Below are 15,643 nucleotides of genomic sequence, written 5' to 3'. Positions count from 1 at the left end.
TTACAGCGGGCCTCGTGGGGCGGCTGCACAAAAGGTCTGGCAAAAGCGGCCGTGACATAGGCATTGTCCGCTCACACCGCCTACGCTCGTCGCATGGTGGATCGAGTTCTGGTAACTCTCGATGGCGCGGTCCGGGATGCGGATGCGCCGTTGTTGTTTGCGGACGATATTGGCGTATTGCGTGGCGATGGTGTCTTCGAAACGGTGCTCGTGCGCGCGGGCGTCGCGTGTGCGATCGAATTTCATCTAGGCAGATTGCGCCGCTCCGCCCAGGCGCTCGATCTGCCCGAGCCGGAACTGGGCAAATGGCGCGAGGCGGTGGAGACCGCCGCCAAGGAGTGGGGCAGCGAGCGCGAAGGCGTGATGCGGCTGGTGCTCACCCGCGGGCGCGACTCCGAGCTGGCCGCAACGCCCGACAAGGTCAAGACCGGTGACCTCGCCGCCGCCGTGCCCGTGCCGACCGCTTTCGTGCTCGTGGTGCCGGTGCCCGAGCGCGTCGAGAAGGCCCGCACCGAGGGCGTCGCCGTGGTGAGCCTGTCGCGGGGCATCTCGGTCGACCTCGCGCAAGCGGCGCCATGGCAACTGCTCGGTGCCAAGACGCTGTCCTATGCCACCAATATGGCCGCCCTGCGGTTCGCCGCGCGGATGGGCGCGGAGGACGTGATCTTCACCAGCACGGAGAACCGGGTGCTGGAGGGGCCGCGATCCACCGTGGTGATCGCCCGCGACAAGCAGCTGATCACGCCGCCCGCGAAGAACGGGGTGCTGCCCGGCGTCACCCAGCGCGCGCTGTTCGCCGAAGCCGAGAAGGCCGGCTGGCAATGCCGCTACGACTCGCTGTTCACCGCCGACCTGCTCACCTGCGACAGCATCTGGATGCTGTCGAGCATTTCGCTTGCGGCGCGGGTGAATTCGCTGGACGGGCTGCGGATGTCCGCGCCGGACAACGCCGAAGAGATCATCGGGCTGGTCGATCGCGGTATCGAGCGGGCAGGAGCCATCGGCGACTGGTGAGTGTGCGCCGCTCCGTGATCTCCGTCCTACTCGGGCGGGCACGGGGCGGTGATGAGCACGGAAAACAGGCCGAACAGGCCGTATCAGCCCTGGTGGCGTGGCCTAGGACTCATTTTTCGAGGTCTGCTCCGGCGTAGGCTTTACTACGACATGTCGTAGACACGCAGGAGGTCGGCTTGAACGCCTTGGACATCTCCCGATGGCAGTTCGGCATCACAACCGTTTACCACTTCCTGCTGGTGCCGCTGACCATCGGTCTCGCGCCGCTGGTCGCTGCCATGCAGACGGCATGGGTCGTCACCGGCAAGCAGCACTGGCTGCGGCTGACGAAGTTCTTCGGCAAGCTGTTCCTGATCAACTTCGCGCTCGGCGTCGCGACCGGCATCGTGCAGGAGTTCCAGTTCGGCATGAACTGGAGCGAGTACTCCCGCTTCGTCGGTGACGTGTTCGGCGCCCCGCTCGCGCTGGAAGGGCTGATCGCCTTCTTCATGGAGTCGACCTTCCTCGGACTGTGGATCTTCGGCTGGACCCGGTTGCCGAAACTGTTGCACCTCGGTGCGATTTGGATGGTCGCGATCGGCGTGAACGCCTCGGCGTACTTCATCGTCGCGGCCAACTCGTTCATGCAGCATCCGGTCGGCGCCCGCTATAACCCGGAAACCGGTCGCGCGGAGCTGGAGAGCATCGTGAAGGTGCTCACCAACAACACCTTGCTGGCGGCTTTCCCGCACGTGGTGGCCGGATCCTTCCTCACGGCGGGCACCTTCGTCGTCGGCATCGCCGGCTGGTGGATGGTGCGCAACGCGCGCAGTGGCGACGAGGCGAAATCGGCTGACGCGCGCGAGATGTGGCGGCCCGCCGCGCGTGCGGGCATCGTCGTGGTGATCGCGGCGATGGCCGCTCTGGTCTACACCGGCGACGTGCAGGGCAAGCTGATGTTCGAGCAGCAGCCGATGAAGATGGCCTCGGCGGAATCGCTGTGCCACACCGCCCTCGACCCCGATTTCTCCGTGCTGACCGTCGGCACGCACAACAACTGCGACAGCGTGACGCACGTGCTCGAAGTGCCCTATGTGCTGCCCTGGCTGGCGAAGGGGGAGTTCACCGGTGTGACGCTGGACGGCGTCGTCGACCTGCAGAAGACCTACAACGAGAAGTTCGGTGTCGGTGACTACCGGCCCAACCTGTTCGTCACCTACTGGTCGTTCCGTGCCATGATCGGGCTGTCGGCGGGTTCGGTGCTGCTCGCGCTGGCCGGGCTCTGGCTGACCCGCCGCGGACGAGTGCCGGACCAGCGCTGGTTCGCCTGGCTGAGCCTGCTGGCCATCCCCACCCCGTTTTTGGCCAACAGCGCCGGGTGGGTGTTCACCGAGATGGGGCGGCAGCCCTGGGTGGTCGCGCCCAACCCAACCGGCGACCCGAATCTGCGCCTCACCGTTCAGCAGGGCGTCTCCGATCACGCGCCGGGCGTCGTGCTGTTCTCGCTGATCACCTTCACGCTGCTGTACGGCGCGCTCGCGTTCGTGTGGTTCTTCCTGATGCGCCGGTACGTGATCCACGGACCGGATCCGGCGGCGCCCGCCGCCGAGCCGCACGACACGGATACGACTTCGGGCGACCGCCGCCTCGAAGAGCCCGCCGTCGAACAACTTTCGTTCGCCTACTAGGAGCCGGCGATGAGTTTGCAAGAGTTCTGGTTCGTCCTGATCGGTGTGCTGTTCACCGGCTACTTCGTGCTGGAGGGCTTCGATTTCGGCGTCGGCATGCTCATGCCGATCCTCGGCAAGGGGTCCGACCGGCGCAGGCGCGCGGTGCTCAACACGATCGGGCCGGTGTGGGACGCCAACGAAGTCTGGTTGATCACCGCGGGCGCCGCGATGTTCGCGGCGTTCCCGGAGTGGTACGCAAGCCTGTTCTCCGGCTTCTACCTGGCGTTGCTGCTGGTGCTCGTCGCGCTGATCCTGCGGATCTGCGCCATCGAGTACCGCGGCAAGATCGATGATCCGCGCTGGCGGGCCCGCTGCGACATCGGCATCGGCATCGGCTCCTGGGTTCCGGCGCTGGCGTGGGGCTGGGTGTTCGCCAATGTGGTGCACGGTGTCCCGCTGAACGAGAAGAAGCAGTTCGCGGGCTCGGTCGCCGACTTGTTCGGGCCCTACGCCCTGCTCGGCGGGCTGGCGACCGGACTGCTGTTCGCGCTGCACGGAGCGATGTTCCTGGTGCTCAAGACCGCGGGCGAGGTCCGCGACGACGCACGACGCACCGCTCGGCTGCTGCTGGTCCCGACCGTGGTCGTCGTCGGCGGATTCGGATTGTGGACGCAGCTGGCCTACGGGAACGGCTGGACCTGGATCCCATTGGGGCTGGCCGTGCTCGGTCTGGTCGTGGCGGCGGCGGCCGATCTCGCGCAGCGCGACGGGTGGGCGTTCACCGGCACCACGGTGACCGTCGCGGCGGCGACCGCGCTGCTGTTCGGTTCGCTGTTCCCCGCGGTGCTTCCCTCGACGATCGATGCGGCGTTCGACCTGACGGTTTACAACGCGTCCTCCACGCCGTACACGCTGAAGGTGATGAGCTGGGCCGCCGCGCTGGTCACGCCGGTCGTGCTGGTGTACCAGGGCTGGACGTACTGGGTGTTCCGCAAGCGCATCACCGTCGAGCAGATCCCGCCCCCGGTCGGCCTGCCCCTGCGGGTCGCGCAGGATTGACGCCATGGCCCGCCCGCCGATCGATCCGCGCCTGTGGCGTTATGCCCGCTCGGCGCGCAGCTACCTCGCGCTGAGCGTCGCGCTGTCGCTGGTCGTCACCGGCGCGATCGTGGTCGCGGCGGTGACGATCGGGCGGGTGCTCGCCGGGGTGGTCACCGATCCGAGTGCGCGCACGCTCGGCGCATGGACGGTCGAACTCGTCGTGCTCGCGGTCGCGATCGCGGCCCGGGTGCTCGCCACGTGGGCGCAGTCCCGGCTGGCGCACCGAGCGGGCGCGAGCGTGGTGGCGGAGCTGGAAGGCGCGGTGCTCGGTGCGGGCGCACGGCTGTCGCCTCGCGAACTCGACGCGCGTCGAACCGAATTGGCCGTGGTCGTCGGCTCGGGCCTGTCCGGGCTGCGCGGATATCTCGTCGGCTACCTGCCCGCTCTGCTGCTGGCGGTGCTGGTTCCGCCGATCGTGCTCGCGGTCATCGCGGCCCACGATGCGACTTCCGGTGTGATCGTGGTGATCACCTTGCCGCTCATCCCGATCTTCATGATCCTCATCGGGCTGCTGACCCAGGGCCGGGCGGAAGCCACGCTCGCGGCCACCACCCGGCTGTCGGACCAAATGCTCGATCTGTTCGCGGGCATGCCGACATTGCGTGCGCTCGGCCGGGAGACCGGCGACGCAGAACCCGAGCCCACTGCGCGGGGCCAGCGGAACGACACCGGGACGGGCGGTTCGACCGGACACGCGCACACCATGCGGCACCGTGTTCGCGATCTCGGCGACGCGCTGCGCCGGCGCACCATGGGCGCGCTCCGCATCGCCTTTCTGTCTTCCATGGTGCTGGAGTTGCTCGCCACGCTGAGCGTGGCACTGATCGCGGTCTCCATCGGGCTGCGACTGGTCTTCGGTGAGATGAGTCTTTACGCGGGCTTGGTGGTGCTGGTGCTCGCCCCGGAGGTGTATCTGCCGCTGCGTATGGTGGGCGAACGTTTCCACGCCGCCCAGGACGGTATGGCGGCCGCGGACCGAGCGTTCGCGATCCTCGAGTCCACGCCCGGCGAGCCGACCGAGCGGCTACCCGGCCGCGGCGCGCGGCGAGCGGCGGCGCACGCCGGTGTGGGCGCACCGGACGAGTCGGCCCACGCGGGTACATGCGACTGTCGACGCACCGAGCCGGAGAAGGCCGTGGTGACGGCTCGCCGCAGCAGTCCCCAGGACTCCGGCACGGCGACGGCGCCTGACCACGAGCCGGTCGAGTCGCTGCACAGCCGGGGCGTGCAGGGGGCGGCGCTCATCGGTGCGGTGCGGGACGAGTCGGCGCGCGCCGGTGCATGCGACCGCTGTGCCTTGCCGGAGGAAGCCGTGGTGACGGCTCGCCGCAGCAGCTCCGAGTGCCCCGGCACGGTCGAACTCCGCGACCTGTCGGTCCAGGCGCGGGACGGGTTCGCTCCCGCGGGCCTGTCGGCGATCTTGCGGCCCGGTGCCCTCACGGTGCTCGCCGGTCCCAACGGAAGCGGTAAATCTACCGCGATACAGGCGATTCTGGGCCTGATCACACCCGACCGAGGTGCCGTGACCGTCGACGGAGTGGACGTCCGCGAACTGGACCAGGACCAATGGTGGGCGCGTGTGGCTTGGCTGCCGCAGCGGCCGGTGCTGGTGCCCGGCACATTGCGCGACAACCTCGAATTGCTCGGCGCGCGCACGGTGGACCACGCCGCACACGGCCCGGCACGCGTCCCCGATGATCTCGAAGTCGCTTGTCTGGCAACCGGTTTCGATGCCGTGCTCGATGACCTACCCGAGCGCTGGAACACGGTGGTCGGCCCCGGCGGCGTCGGCCTGTCGCTCGGTCAACGCCAACGCCTCGCGCTGACCAGGGTGCTGGCCACCGATCGCCCGATCCTGCTGCTGGACGAGCCGACCGCGCACCTCGACGCCGCCGCCGAAGCCACCGTGCTGGCCGCACTCCAAGCCAGGGCCCGTATGGGCGCGACGGTCGTCGTCGTCGGCCACCGCCCGACCGTGCTGGCCGCCGCCGACCATGTCGTGCAGGTGCGCGCGGACCTGCGCACCTCGCGAGAGGAGGTGCCGGGATGAACACCGGCGGACGCGCGACGCGGGCCGTTCCGCGTGCCACCGGTTGCACGGTGCCCGGTGATCTGCGCCGAATGTGGGCGCTGCTCGAATTGTCCCGTTGGCGGGTCGCGGTGGCGATCGGATGGGGCGTGCTGGCGCTCGGCAGCGGGCTCGGGCTCGCCGCGTTGGCGGCCTGGCTGATCGCGCGCGCCTGGCAGATGCCGCCGGTGCTCGATCTGAGCATCGCCGTGGTGGCGGTGCGCGCGCTCGGCATCTCCCGTGGCTTGTGCCGGTACCTGGAACGTCTCGCCACGCACGACGTCGCACTGCGCGCTATGACAACAGCGCGAACCACGGTCTACCGGACGCTGGCTCGTTCGGATTTCTGGCTGCGCCGACCCGAGGTGTCGCCGAGTGGCGGCGATCGGTCGGGCAAGCCGCTGCGCCGCGGAGATCTCCTGGTCCGGATCGGCAGCGACATCGACGACTTGGGTGCCGTGGTGGTCCGCGCGTTCGTGCCGGTCGCGGTCGCCCTCGTGCTCTCACTCGCCGCCGTCGCTCTGCTGGCCACGATCTCGCCTGCCGCCGCCGCGATCCTGGCGGGTGCGCTGGTCCTCTCGGGCATCGTCGCACCGTGGTTGTCGGCCAAGGCGGCGTCCGAGGCGGAACGGGCCGTGCGGGCCGACCGGGCGGAGTTCACCGCTGCGGCCCTCACCATGCTCGACCACGCCGCGGAACTACGCGTAGCCGGTCGCCTGGATGCCGCCCTCGCCGCGGCCGGGCAAGCGTCGCGCCGTGCGGTCGCCGCGGAAGACCGGGCGGCCGCGCGCAGCGCCTGGTCGGCCGCGGCCACGCCCCTGTCCATCGGCGCGGCTGTCCTCGGCGCGCTGCTGATCGGCATCACCCTCTACGGCCCGGACGGCGGCTCGCCAGGCGCGATGACGCCCATGGCGCTCGTCGTCCTGGTCCTCTTGCCCTTGTCGGCCTTCGAAGCGGTCGGCCCGCTGCCCACGGCGGCGCAGACGCTGACCACGGCCCGCGCGGCCCTGCATCGCCTGGATGGACTCGACCCCGATTCGCCCCCGAGCGCGTCGGTCGGCCCGTCGGCGCGGCAGACCACCCGCCCCTCACATGCCGAAGACGCGGCGAACGTCGCTCGGACTCCTCCCATCGACGCCCATGTGCCGGAACGGCCCTGCGGACGGCGGATCGCGGTGGTCGGCCCAAGCGGCGCGGGCAAGACGACTCTGCTCATGAAGTGGGCCGGGTTGTTCGACACGCCGCGCCCCGGCGTCACCTTCTTCGCCGAAGACGCGCACCTGTTCGGCACCTCCGTGCTGGAGAATCTGCGGGTCGCCCGCGGTGATCTGACCGCGGAAGAAGCCGAAGAAGCTTTGCGAACGGTCGGTCTCGGGAACTGGTTGGACGGGCTTCCGCAGGGTGTGCACACCGATCTCGTCGGGGGAGCGGCCGCCGTGTCGGGTGGCCAGCGTCGCCGGATCCTGCTCGCGCGCGCCCTGGTGTCACCGGCGCGGGTATTGCTGCTCGACGAACCGACCGAGCACTTGGAAGCCGAAGCCGGGGCGAAGCTGCTGCGCGACCTGTTGGACGCCGACAGCGGTCTCGTGGAACCGGATCGGATCGTGGTCGTCGTCACGCATCAGCTCCCGGAAGACCATCGGGCCGACGCGGTGCTGCGAGTATCCGCATCAGGGCAGGTCACGACGGACTTCGCGGGGCACGGAACGCCATGTGGCAGCGCCGATTCAGCCCAACGAGAAAATCCGTTGCCGAGCTACTGACGCATCGCTAGATTCGTTCGTACACAGGAAGGAGGTGGTTCGAAGAATGATTATTCATAGGACACGTGAGGTGGCTGTCCGCTAGCGCCACCGCTGCAGGTGGATTTCGCCCGCGCGAGCGCTAGCGAATTCCAGGCAGTCACCCGGCCCCCGAGCCCCGGTCCGTCCGACCGGACCCGTGCGACCACAATCGCACCGGTATGGCTCGGGGGCTGTTCTGTTCCGCCTCTCCGGGTATTCAGGCTGTACCAGTGGGGTGGGGTGTGGGTTGGTCACAGGGCCTGCGTCGGGGATTTGGGTGGGTTTTGGGCGTTCCCGGTGAGTTACCCATGTGCTCGCGAGATCGGGTGTTGCGTTGGGGTGGAGTCGGTCAGGCGTTGCAGCAGACCACGTACTGCGTTCCGCTGCGGCTAGCCTGCGATTGCGTTGGGCAGCGTCGAGCGCGGCGGGGTTCCGTGCTGGCGAGGAGGAAATCTCAGCCGATGTAGCGCTGGAGGCGGGCCGAGAGGCGGGGTTGGAGGGGGCCGTCGGCTACCACGCGTTCTTCGACGTAGGCCAGGTCGCCGCCCTCGACGATGCCGTAGAGGCGCTTGGCGCCGCCCACGACGATGCCGGACTGGCTGCGGATCACCACGTCGGTGGCCAGCTCCCAGGACGACTGGGACAGCGCTTGCCCGTAGAACAGCTCCACAATGCCGCCGCTGTGTGACAGCAGCAGTTCGATGACCTCGTCGTTGCCGTCGATGCCGACCCGCCAGAAGCCGCTCTCGCGCAAGTCGGGGCCGCCGTAGGCGCCGTCGGCCTCGATGACCCAGGACCGGGATTCCCAGGCGAGATAGTCGCCGCCGTCGTGTGAGACGACGATCTGCTGGCCGAAGTGGTAGTCCCCGCGCTCGGGATCGTTGCCCTCCCCCTCGCCGCGCCACACGCCCACCAGCGGGAGCAGCGCGAGCATCGAGGCGCTGAGGTCCGGGCCGAGGCGCAAGTTGGCCGTGTCCTCGGGCAGCGGAAGATCCGGTAGGACCGGGATGTTGCGGGCACCGGTCGATTTCGCCCGTTCGGCAGCCTCGGCTACGGCCTGGTCGCCGCTGCGGCGACCGGCGGAATCAGCCGGAGCGTTGCCGTTCAGTTGTTCACTCGCTCGCTCGGCCGGATTGGAACCTTCGCTCGCGAGTTCGCTCATGATTCGGTGAACAGCCGGTAGAAGACGTAGAGGCCGAACCAGCCGATCAGGACGGCCACGGCCACCAGCAGAATCTCGAAGAAGAGGACCACGTTTCGAGTCTAACGACCCCGCTTTCGCGGCGCGCAAACGGCCCCGGTGCTTCCGCGGAGCGGAAAGCGACCGGGGCCGTTCGACGACTGCGAGGTCTTACTTGGCGACCGCGACGTCCACCGCGTGGATGCCCGCGCCTTCGGGGCGCACCTCGGCGGAGCCGTTGCCCGCCGAGGACAGCGCGCGGACGGTCCACGAGCCGGGAGCCGCGAAGAACCGGAAGTCACCGGTGCCCGACGCGACGACCTCGGCGGTGAAATCACCGTTGCCGTCGAGCAGGCGCACGAACGCCCCGCCCACCGGCTGGCCGTCGGTGCTCAGGACACGGCCGGTGATGACCGTCTCCTTCTCCACGTCGACACCGGCCGGGATTGCCTGGCCCTGGGTAGGTGCTGCACACATATGGATTACTCTCCCAACTCGATCGGAGCGCCGACGAGCGAGCCGTACTCGGTCCAGCTGCCGTCGTAGTTCTTGACGTTCTGGTGGCCCAGCAGTTCCTGCAGCACGAACCAGGTGTGCGAGGAACGCTCGCCGATCCGGCAGTACGCGATGGTCTCCTTCTCGCCGTCCAGGCCGGCTTCCTGGTAGATCTCGGTCAGCTCGGCGTCGGACTTGAAGGTGCCGTCCTCGTTCGCGGCCTTGCTCCACGGCACGTTGATGGCGCCGGGGATGTGGCCGGGACGCTGGCTCTGCTCCTGCGGGAGGTGCGCGGGCGCCAGGATCTTGCCGCTGAACTCGTCGGGCGAACGCACGTCGACCAGGTTCTTGGTGCCGATGGCCGCGATGACCTCGTCACGGAAGGCGCGGATGTTCAGGTCGGGCGCCGACGCCTTGTACTGGGTGGCGGGCCGGTTCACCGGCTCGGTCGACAGCGGACGGCCGTCGAGTTCCCACTTCTTGCGACCGCCGTCGAGCAGCTTGACGTTGTTGTGGCCGTACAGCTTGAAGTACCAGTAGGCGTACGCGGCGAACCAGTTGTTGTTGCCGCCGTACAGGATGACCTCGTCGTCGTTCGAGATGCCGCGCGCCGAGAGCAGGTCGGAGAACTGCTCCTGGTTCACGAAGTCGCGACGAACCTGATCCTGCAGGTCCTTCTTCCAGTCGAGCCGGACGGCACCCTCGATGTGACCACCGTCGTAGGCGGAGGTGTCCTCGTCGACCTCGACGAACACGACGCCGGGGGCGTTGAGGTTCTCTTCGGCCCAGTCAACGGAGACCAGGACATCGGAGCGAGCCATTGTTTTCCTTTCAGAGATGACGTGCAGGGTCAGTTCGATGCCGGTGACGGGGTCCGGCGGAGGCGGGCTACCAGCGGATAGATCCGGCAACCCAGGCAGAGCCCGAACGCCGCGTTCAGGAACGCCGCGAACAAGGCGAAGCCGGCGAACACCGCGCCGACGATCGTGGAGCCGAGCGCGAAGCCCAGCAGGCTGACGGCCGCGAACACGAAACCGAGCAACTGCGCGAACCGCAGCGGGGCCGTCGGCTCGGTCTCGGTGGTCGGCGCGAGACGCGGCGCGACGACGGCCGCGTAGATCCGGCCGTAGGGGTGGCGGCGCGGGCCGAGGGCGGCGCCGACCGCGAAGACGACTGCTTGCAGGGCGATCAACACCCCCGCGGCGACCGGCGAGAACGCGGCGGCGAGCAGCACCACGACGAGGACGCCGGTGGTCACCCATGCGGCGAATCGTGGTCCGCGCACGTCGACCCGGTCGGAAGAAACGGGGATCGCTTCGGAAGTATTACGGATCTCGGTGGACATTGTGCGTACTCCTGCGCTGAATAAGTCCGATGACTGAAAATTTGCCAATTCGCCGGGGGATCGTGAGATCGCTCGCGCGGCGGACAGGGGTCGGCGTCAGGAAATCCGGAAAAGCCGACCGCTCAGCGGCACAGGCAGCAACAACCACCGAGCCGACACAGATCCACTGTGCGGCGTCGGGTGAGCATCAGCTCGTGGTTGGTAAGCACGTCAGCAGTTTACCCAATTCGGCGGGAGAATATGGACCCGGGGTGGATCACTTCCGTCCAGGGGGCTTGTCGTCGCAGCTCAGGCCGCCGCGGTCAGCGGCTCGAGCGCGGAGTGCAGATCCGTGGCCTTGGGCACGCCGGAGATGCGGAACCGTTCCCTGCCCGCGATGTCGAAGACGAACGTGGTGGGCAGCGAGAGCACGTTCAGCTCCCGGGCGAGCGCAGGCTCGGCGTCGATGTCCACCTCGATGTCCTGCGGCGGCTGCGGTGAGCCCGCGAGCTGGCCTGTGACGTTGGCAACCACCCGGCGAACAGCGGAGCACGGTCCGCACCACTCGGCGGAGAAATGCAGTACCGCGGGACCGGCGCCGGTCACGCCGACGGACGCCAGCAGTTCCGCGCGGGCGGTGTGGGACAGGTCGATGCCGTCGGCCGCGCGGATCTTGCCGTCGCGCCGGCGCAGCAGGACGCCCACCGCCAGCGCGGCGAGCAGTACTACTGCGAGGATGGTGACTTGGATCATGGTCGCTGCAATCGGTCGAGGTCGATCGTGACGTTCACGCCCTTGCCCTCCACGACGATCTGACCGCCTTGAGCGGAGACCTTGGTAGGCCGGACACCGAACGGCAACTCCTTGGTGTCGATGGTACGGGTGAAGCGGGCGAGGACCGCCGGGCGATCGGCCTCGGTGATCACCGCCACAGGCATGGTCTCGGTGCCGGGCGGGCCGCGGTAGAACCCGGTCGCCACGATCTTCACCTGATCGCCGTCGAGCAGCAGATCGGCCTGCACGCTGACTTTTTCACCGCCGTACTGCGCGCCCGGCGTCTCCGGCATGGTTCCGGTGAGCACCAGTGCGCCCGTGGTGGTCATGCCGGAACCGCCCGATCCGCCGGTCCCGTCGGACTTGTCGGCAGGCCGCGAGTGCACCTGCAGATCGGGAATGGCGAACAGCCTGCCGAGTTCGGTCGGCTCCACCCGCAACCGGCTGTCCACGCGCTCCACCGGGACGCCGCGCAGGCTGCCGTCGACGAGTTCGCCGACCGGCAGCCGCACCCCGGTCAGCGTCGCCTCGAGCGCGATCTCTCCCGGGATGTCCAGTCGCTTCGCGCGGGCCCGGATCTCCACGTGGTCGTAGCGGCTGTCCCAGGACTGGCCGAGGAAGGGGAAACCGTGGATCGTCACTTCGGGATCGGCGGTGAGATCGGCGCCGTCGCGCAGCGCTCGGGACACGCGATACTCCGAATAGGCCGCGGTACTGAAGTCGACGACGACGGCGAACCCAGCCAGACACAGCAGGCCGATGATCAGCTTGCGCATGCTCCCCCGTCTCTCCGGGTCTCGGGCCGCGGCGGCCGGGAGCCGCGCGGCGCGCGTTCGGCTACCGCCTCGGGGGCCTCGCCGGCGGCGGGCATGCCCGATGCGTAACCCATGTACGCACCATATCGGTTGGCCCGGGCGGGGCTCCCGAGTGTCCTCCGGTGCGCTCGCCGACCCCGGAATGCGTGGTCATGCCTTGTTACGCGCTAATCTTGCATCCGATTACCTGTGATTAGCGACGTGGCCGCGGCGGTGCTGCCGCATCCACGTGGCTACGAGATGGGAGGAGGGCCCGTGGAGCTGCTCCTGCTTACCTCCGACCCCAACCCCGAGTCGGTGTTGCCCTCGCTCGCGCTGCTCGCGCACAACGTGCGCCCTGCGCCCACGGAGGTGGCCTCGCTGCTCGAGGCAGGCACGGCGGATGTCGCGCTGGTGGACGCCAGGACGGACCTGGCCGCCGCCCGCGGTCTGTGCCGCTTGCTCGGCAGCACCGGGTCCTCGGTGCCGGTCGTCGCGGTGCTCACCGAGGGCGGCCTGGTCGCCGTGAACGCGGACTGGGGACTCGACGACATCCTGCTGCCCGGCACCGGCCCCGCCGAACTCGACGCCAGGCTGCGGCTGCTGGTCGGCCGCAACGGCGGCGTGGCCAGCCCGGAGAACACCGGCAAGATCACCCTCGGTGAGCTGGTGATCGACGAGGGCACTTATACGGCGCGTCTGCGTGGCCGCCCGCTCGATCTCACCTACAAGGAGTTCGAGCTGCTGAAGTATCTGGCGCAGCACGCGGGCCGGGTGTTCACCCGCGCGCAGCTGCTGCAAGAGGTCTGGGGCTACGACTTCTTCGGCGGCACGCGCACCGTGGACGTACACGTGCGGCGGTTGCGCGCCAAGCTCGGCACCGAATACGAGTCGCTGATCGGCACGGTGCGCAATGTCGGCTACAAGGCCGTGCGCCCCTCGCGCGCGGCGGTCAAGGGGGAGCCGGTGAGCTTTCCGGACGACGACAACGAGGGCACCGACGATTCACCGCTCACGCCGGTCAACGGCTCCGTGCAGTAATCGTCGGCGGACCGTGCCCGCATCGCTTCGGCGGGGCCGAAATGCCACCTGCCGCTACGACGTTGCCAGGAGTGGACTCCATGCGGGGTCCGCAGGCTCGATGAACGGAGGCCGATGAGCGGCGCGACGACACAGTGGACCGACCGCCCCGACGCGGGCGACGCGCGGGCGGTCACCGATCTGCTCGCGCGCGCCACCGAGGCCGACGGTGTCGCCCCGGTCTCGGAACAGGCCGTGTTATCGCTGACTTCGGGCGCGGATACCGGAGCGCGCCATCTGCTCGCGCGGCGCGAAGGCGCCGTCGTCGGCTACGCGAATCTCGTTCCGGCCCACGGCGAACACCCTGCTATGGCCGAGGTCGCGGTCGACCCGGCTCGGCGCGGTCACGGCGTCGGTACCGATCTGGTCGCGGCAGCGCTGGCCGCGGGCGGTCCGGGCGCGCGGGTCTGGGCGCACGGCGACCGGCCGGCGGCCAAAGCCGTCGCAGCGCGGCTCGGGCTGCGGACCGTGCGTGAGTTGTGGCAGATGCGCCGGTCTCTAGCAACTCCTGAGCTACCGGAATTGGCCGTGCCGGACGGCATCGTGCTGCGCACCTACGCCGGTCCCGCCGACGACGCGGAATTGCTGCGAGTGAACGGCGCCGCCTTCGCCTGGCACCCGGAACAGGGCGCGTGGACCCGGCGCGACATCGAGATCCGCCGTGACGAGTCGTGGTTCGACCCGGCGGGCCTGTTCCTGGCATTCGACACCGCGGCCCCTGATCGTCTGCTGGGATTCCACTGGACCAAGGTGCATCACGCGGAGCAACCGCCGCTCGGCGAGGTCTACGTGGTCGGCATCGATCCGGCGGCGCAAGGGCGCGGACTCGGCCGGCTGCTCACCTTGACCGGTTTGCATCACCTGCGAGAGCGCGGGCTGGCCGAGGTTCTGCTCTACACCGAGGCCGACAATGTCGCCGCAGTGCGCACTTATACCCGTCTCGGATTCGCTCCGGCACATGTCGACGTCGCCTACGCGGCGGCGGAGGTTGAATAACAGGCGGCAGAATGGATGCGCGCCAGTAAAACTGCGGCAAACGTCACATCTACCAGGCGCAATCGCGCCGGGCTGTTCACTCTCCGTTCACTCAGGTCGGTCCAACTGTCAACCACATGACCTTAGGTTGAGTGAGGGCAGCACACTGCTGCCTGGTGCGCAAGTTCCCCGCGAACAGCACCACAACACCCGTCCGGGCCGGTGAGGGACCGGACGAGTAGGACGCCATTCCGGAGGAATAGTGAATCTCAAGCGCAGCAGCGCCCTCGTTGGTGTGCTGGCCGTCGGCGCCATGGCGCTGGCCGCCTGTGGCAGCGACGACAACACCTCGGCCGATTCGGGCAACGTGGCCAAGGTCGACGTCGCCTGCGGCGGCAAGAAGGCCCTCAAGGCCAGCGGCTCTTCGGCGCAGAAGAACGCGATGGAGCGCTTCATCGCCGCGTACGAGAAGAACTGCGACGGCGCCACGCTCAACTACACCTCGAGCGGCTCGGGCGCCGGTGTGAGCGAGTTCCTCGGTGGCCAGACCGATTTCGGTGGTTCCGACTCCCCGCTGAGCGCGAAGAAGGACGAGCCGAAGAAGGCCGCCGACCGCTGCGCCTCGCCCGCGTGGAACCTGCCGACCGTGTTCGGCCCGGTCGCGATCACCTACAACATCGACGGCGTGACCGATCTCGCGCTGGACGGCCCGACCGCCGCCAAGATCTTCAACGGCACCGTCACCACCTGGGACGCGCCCGAGATCAAGGCGCTGAACCCGAACGCCAAGCTGCCGTCCGAGCCGATCGCCGTGATCTTCCGCAGCGACGAGTCGGGCACCACCGACAACTTCCAGCTCTACCTGGACTCCGCCTCCGACGGCGCCTGGGGCAAGGGCGCGGGCAAGGCCTTCAACGGCGGCGTCGGCGCGGGCTCGAAGGGCAACGAGGGCACCTCGGCCGCGGTGAAGAGCACCAAGAACTCGATCACCTACAACGAGTGGTCGTTCGCGAAGGCGCAGAACCTGTCGATCGCGCGCATCATCACCTCGGCGAGCAAGGACCCGGTGACGCTGAGCGTCGCCTCGGCGGGCAAGGCGATCGAGTCCGCGAAGGTCTCCGGCCAGGGCAACGACCTGGTCATCGACACCTCCTCGTTCTACAAGCCGTCGGTGGCGGGCGCGTACCCGATCGTGATGCCGACCTACGAGATCGTGTGCTCGAAGTACTCCGACGCCGACACGTCGAAGGCGGTCAAGGCCTTCCTCACCTCGGCGGTCACCAACGGCCAGCAGGGCTTGGACGAGGCCGGGTACATCCCGATCCCGGAACAGTTCAAGACCAAGCTGACCACCGCCATCAACGCCATCTCCTGATAGCAGTCCCACATGACCGTGCACGACGAG

The 15,643-nt window shown here is 68.7% G+C and carries 15 protein-coding genes; 8 read left to right on the top strand and 7 right to left on the bottom strand.

Features of this window, described 5'->3' with window-relative positions:
• Nucleotides 1-246 carry a hypothetical protein gene (locus tag ACIA5H_RS05905; RefSeq protein WP_355077071.1) on the bottom strand — a complete coding sequence of 82 codons (246 nt, stop codon included), beginning with the start codon at nucleotides 244-246 and terminating at the stop codon, nucleotides 1-3.
• On the opposite strand from ACIA5H_RS05905, the gene ACIA5H_RS05900 reads away from it, so the two are divergent.
• The 5 genes from ACIA5H_RS05900 to cydC all read left to right on the top strand — a co-directional run bounded on the left by ACIA5H_RS05900 (nucleotide 151) and on the right by cydC (nucleotide 7,595).
• Nucleotides 151-1,014 (top strand): aminodeoxychorismate lyase, encoded by an 864-nt coding sequence (locus ACIA5H_RS05900; RefSeq protein WP_397074502.1) that lies wholly within the window; start codon nucleotides 151-153, stop codon nucleotides 1,012-1,014. The two genes, ACIA5H_RS05905 and ACIA5H_RS05900, sit on opposite strands and share 96 nt — an antisense overlap.
• 176 nt (nucleotides 1,015-1,190) lie before the next feature.
• Nucleotides 1,191-2,681, top strand: a complete 1,491-nt coding sequence (locus tag ACIA5H_RS05895; RefSeq protein WP_379250428.1) for a cytochrome ubiquinol oxidase subunit I — start codon at nucleotides 1,191-1,193, stop codon at nucleotides 2,679-2,681.
• Between the two features lie 9 nt (nucleotides 2,682-2,690).
• A complete protein-coding gene (cydB, locus tag ACIA5H_RS05890; protein WP_379250430.1) occupies nucleotides 2,691-3,722 on the top strand; it encodes a cytochrome d ubiquinol oxidase subunit II in 1,032 nt (343 codons plus the stop codon).
• Nucleotides 3,723-3,726: 4 nt separating this feature from the next.
• Nucleotides 3,727-5,814 carry an ABC transporter ATP-binding protein/permease gene (locus tag ACIA5H_RS05885; protein ID WP_397074217.1) on the top strand — a complete coding sequence of 696 codons (2,088 nt, stop codon included), beginning with the start codon at nucleotides 3,727-3,729 and terminating at the stop codon, nucleotides 5,812-5,814.
• A gap of 71 nt (nucleotides 5,815-5,885) precedes the next feature.
• On the top strand, nucleotides 5,886-7,595 hold the full coding sequence (cydC, locus tag ACIA5H_RS05880; RefSeq protein WP_397074500.1) for a thiol reductant ABC exporter subunit CydC: 1,710 nt from the start codon (nucleotides 5,886-5,888) through the stop codon (nucleotides 7,593-7,595).
• Nucleotides 7,596-8,070: 475 nt separating this feature from the next.
• Here the strand turns inward: cydC and ACIA5H_RS05875 are convergent, their stop codons facing one another.
• From ACIA5H_RS05875 to ACIA5H_RS05850, 6 genes are all read right to left on the bottom strand, one after another.
• Nucleotides 8,071-8,778: an FABP family protein gene (locus ACIA5H_RS05875; protein WP_355076977.1), complete on the bottom strand. Its 708-nt coding sequence runs from the start codon at nucleotides 8,776-8,778 to the stop codon at nucleotides 8,071-8,073.
• A gap of 189 nt (nucleotides 8,779-8,967) precedes the next feature.
• Nucleotides 8,968-9,273 carry a DUF1416 domain-containing protein gene (locus ACIA5H_RS05870; protein WP_063023277.1) on the bottom strand — a complete coding sequence of 102 codons (306 nt, stop codon included), beginning with the start codon at nucleotides 9,271-9,273 and terminating at the stop codon, nucleotides 8,968-8,970.
• A gap of 5 nt (nucleotides 9,274-9,278) precedes the next feature.
• Nucleotides 9,279-10,112 (bottom strand): sulfurtransferase, encoded by an 834-nt coding sequence (locus ACIA5H_RS05865; RefSeq protein WP_355076979.1) that lies wholly within the window; start codon nucleotides 10,110-10,112, stop codon nucleotides 9,279-9,281.
• 29 nt (nucleotides 10,113-10,141) lie between these two features.
• The gene (locus ACIA5H_RS05860; RefSeq protein ID WP_364425042.1) at nucleotides 10,142-10,636 is read right to left on the bottom strand and encodes a DUF4395 domain-containing protein; all 495 of its coding nucleotides are present in this window, start codon (nucleotides 10,634-10,636) and stop codon (nucleotides 10,142-10,144) included.
• Nucleotides 10,637-10,924: 288 nt separating this feature from the next.
• A complete protein-coding gene (locus ACIA5H_RS05855; RefSeq protein WP_379250435.1) occupies nucleotides 10,925-11,368 on the bottom strand; it encodes a thioredoxin family protein in 444 nt (147 codons plus the stop codon).
• Entirely contained in the window at nucleotides 11,365-12,165 is an 801-nt protein-coding gene (locus ACIA5H_RS05850; protein ID WP_379250437.1) for an LmeA family phospholipid-binding protein, read from the bottom strand. Before ACIA5H_RS05850 ends, ACIA5H_RS05855 begins: the two co-directional genes overlap by 4 nt.
• A gap of 294 nt (nucleotides 12,166-12,459) precedes the next feature.
• On the opposite strand from ACIA5H_RS05850, the gene ACIA5H_RS05845 reads away from it, so the two are divergent.
• The 3 genes from ACIA5H_RS05845 (at nucleotide 12,460) to pstS (ending at nucleotide 15,613) form a co-directional block, all read left to right on the top strand.
• On the top strand, nucleotides 12,460-13,224 hold the full coding sequence (locus ACIA5H_RS05845) for a response regulator transcription factor (protein ID WP_355076986.1): 765 nt from the start codon (nucleotides 12,460-12,462) through the stop codon (nucleotides 13,222-13,224).
• Between the two features lie 114 nt (nucleotides 13,225-13,338).
• Nucleotides 13,339-14,259 carry a mycothiol synthase gene (gene mshD / locus ACIA5H_RS05840; RefSeq protein WP_397074213.1) on the top strand — a complete coding sequence of 307 codons (921 nt, stop codon included), beginning with the start codon at nucleotides 13,339-13,341 and terminating at the stop codon, nucleotides 14,257-14,259.
• A gap of 241 nt (nucleotides 14,260-14,500) precedes the next feature.
• The gene (pstS, locus tag ACIA5H_RS05835; RefSeq protein WP_355076989.1) at nucleotides 14,501-15,613 is read left to right on the top strand and encodes a phosphate ABC transporter substrate-binding protein PstS; all 1,113 of its coding nucleotides are present in this window, start codon (nucleotides 14,501-14,503) and stop codon (nucleotides 15,611-15,613) included.
• The last annotated feature ends 30 nt before the right edge of the window (nucleotides 15,614-15,643 follow it).

Origin of the sequence: Nocardia sp. NPDC051900, from assembly GCF_044452545.1 — a bacterium.
Lineage (GTDB): Bacteria > Actinomycetota > Actinomycetes > Mycobacteriales > Mycobacteriaceae > Nocardia > Nocardia sichangensis.
This window is presented reverse-complemented; position numbering and strand designations above follow the sequence as displayed.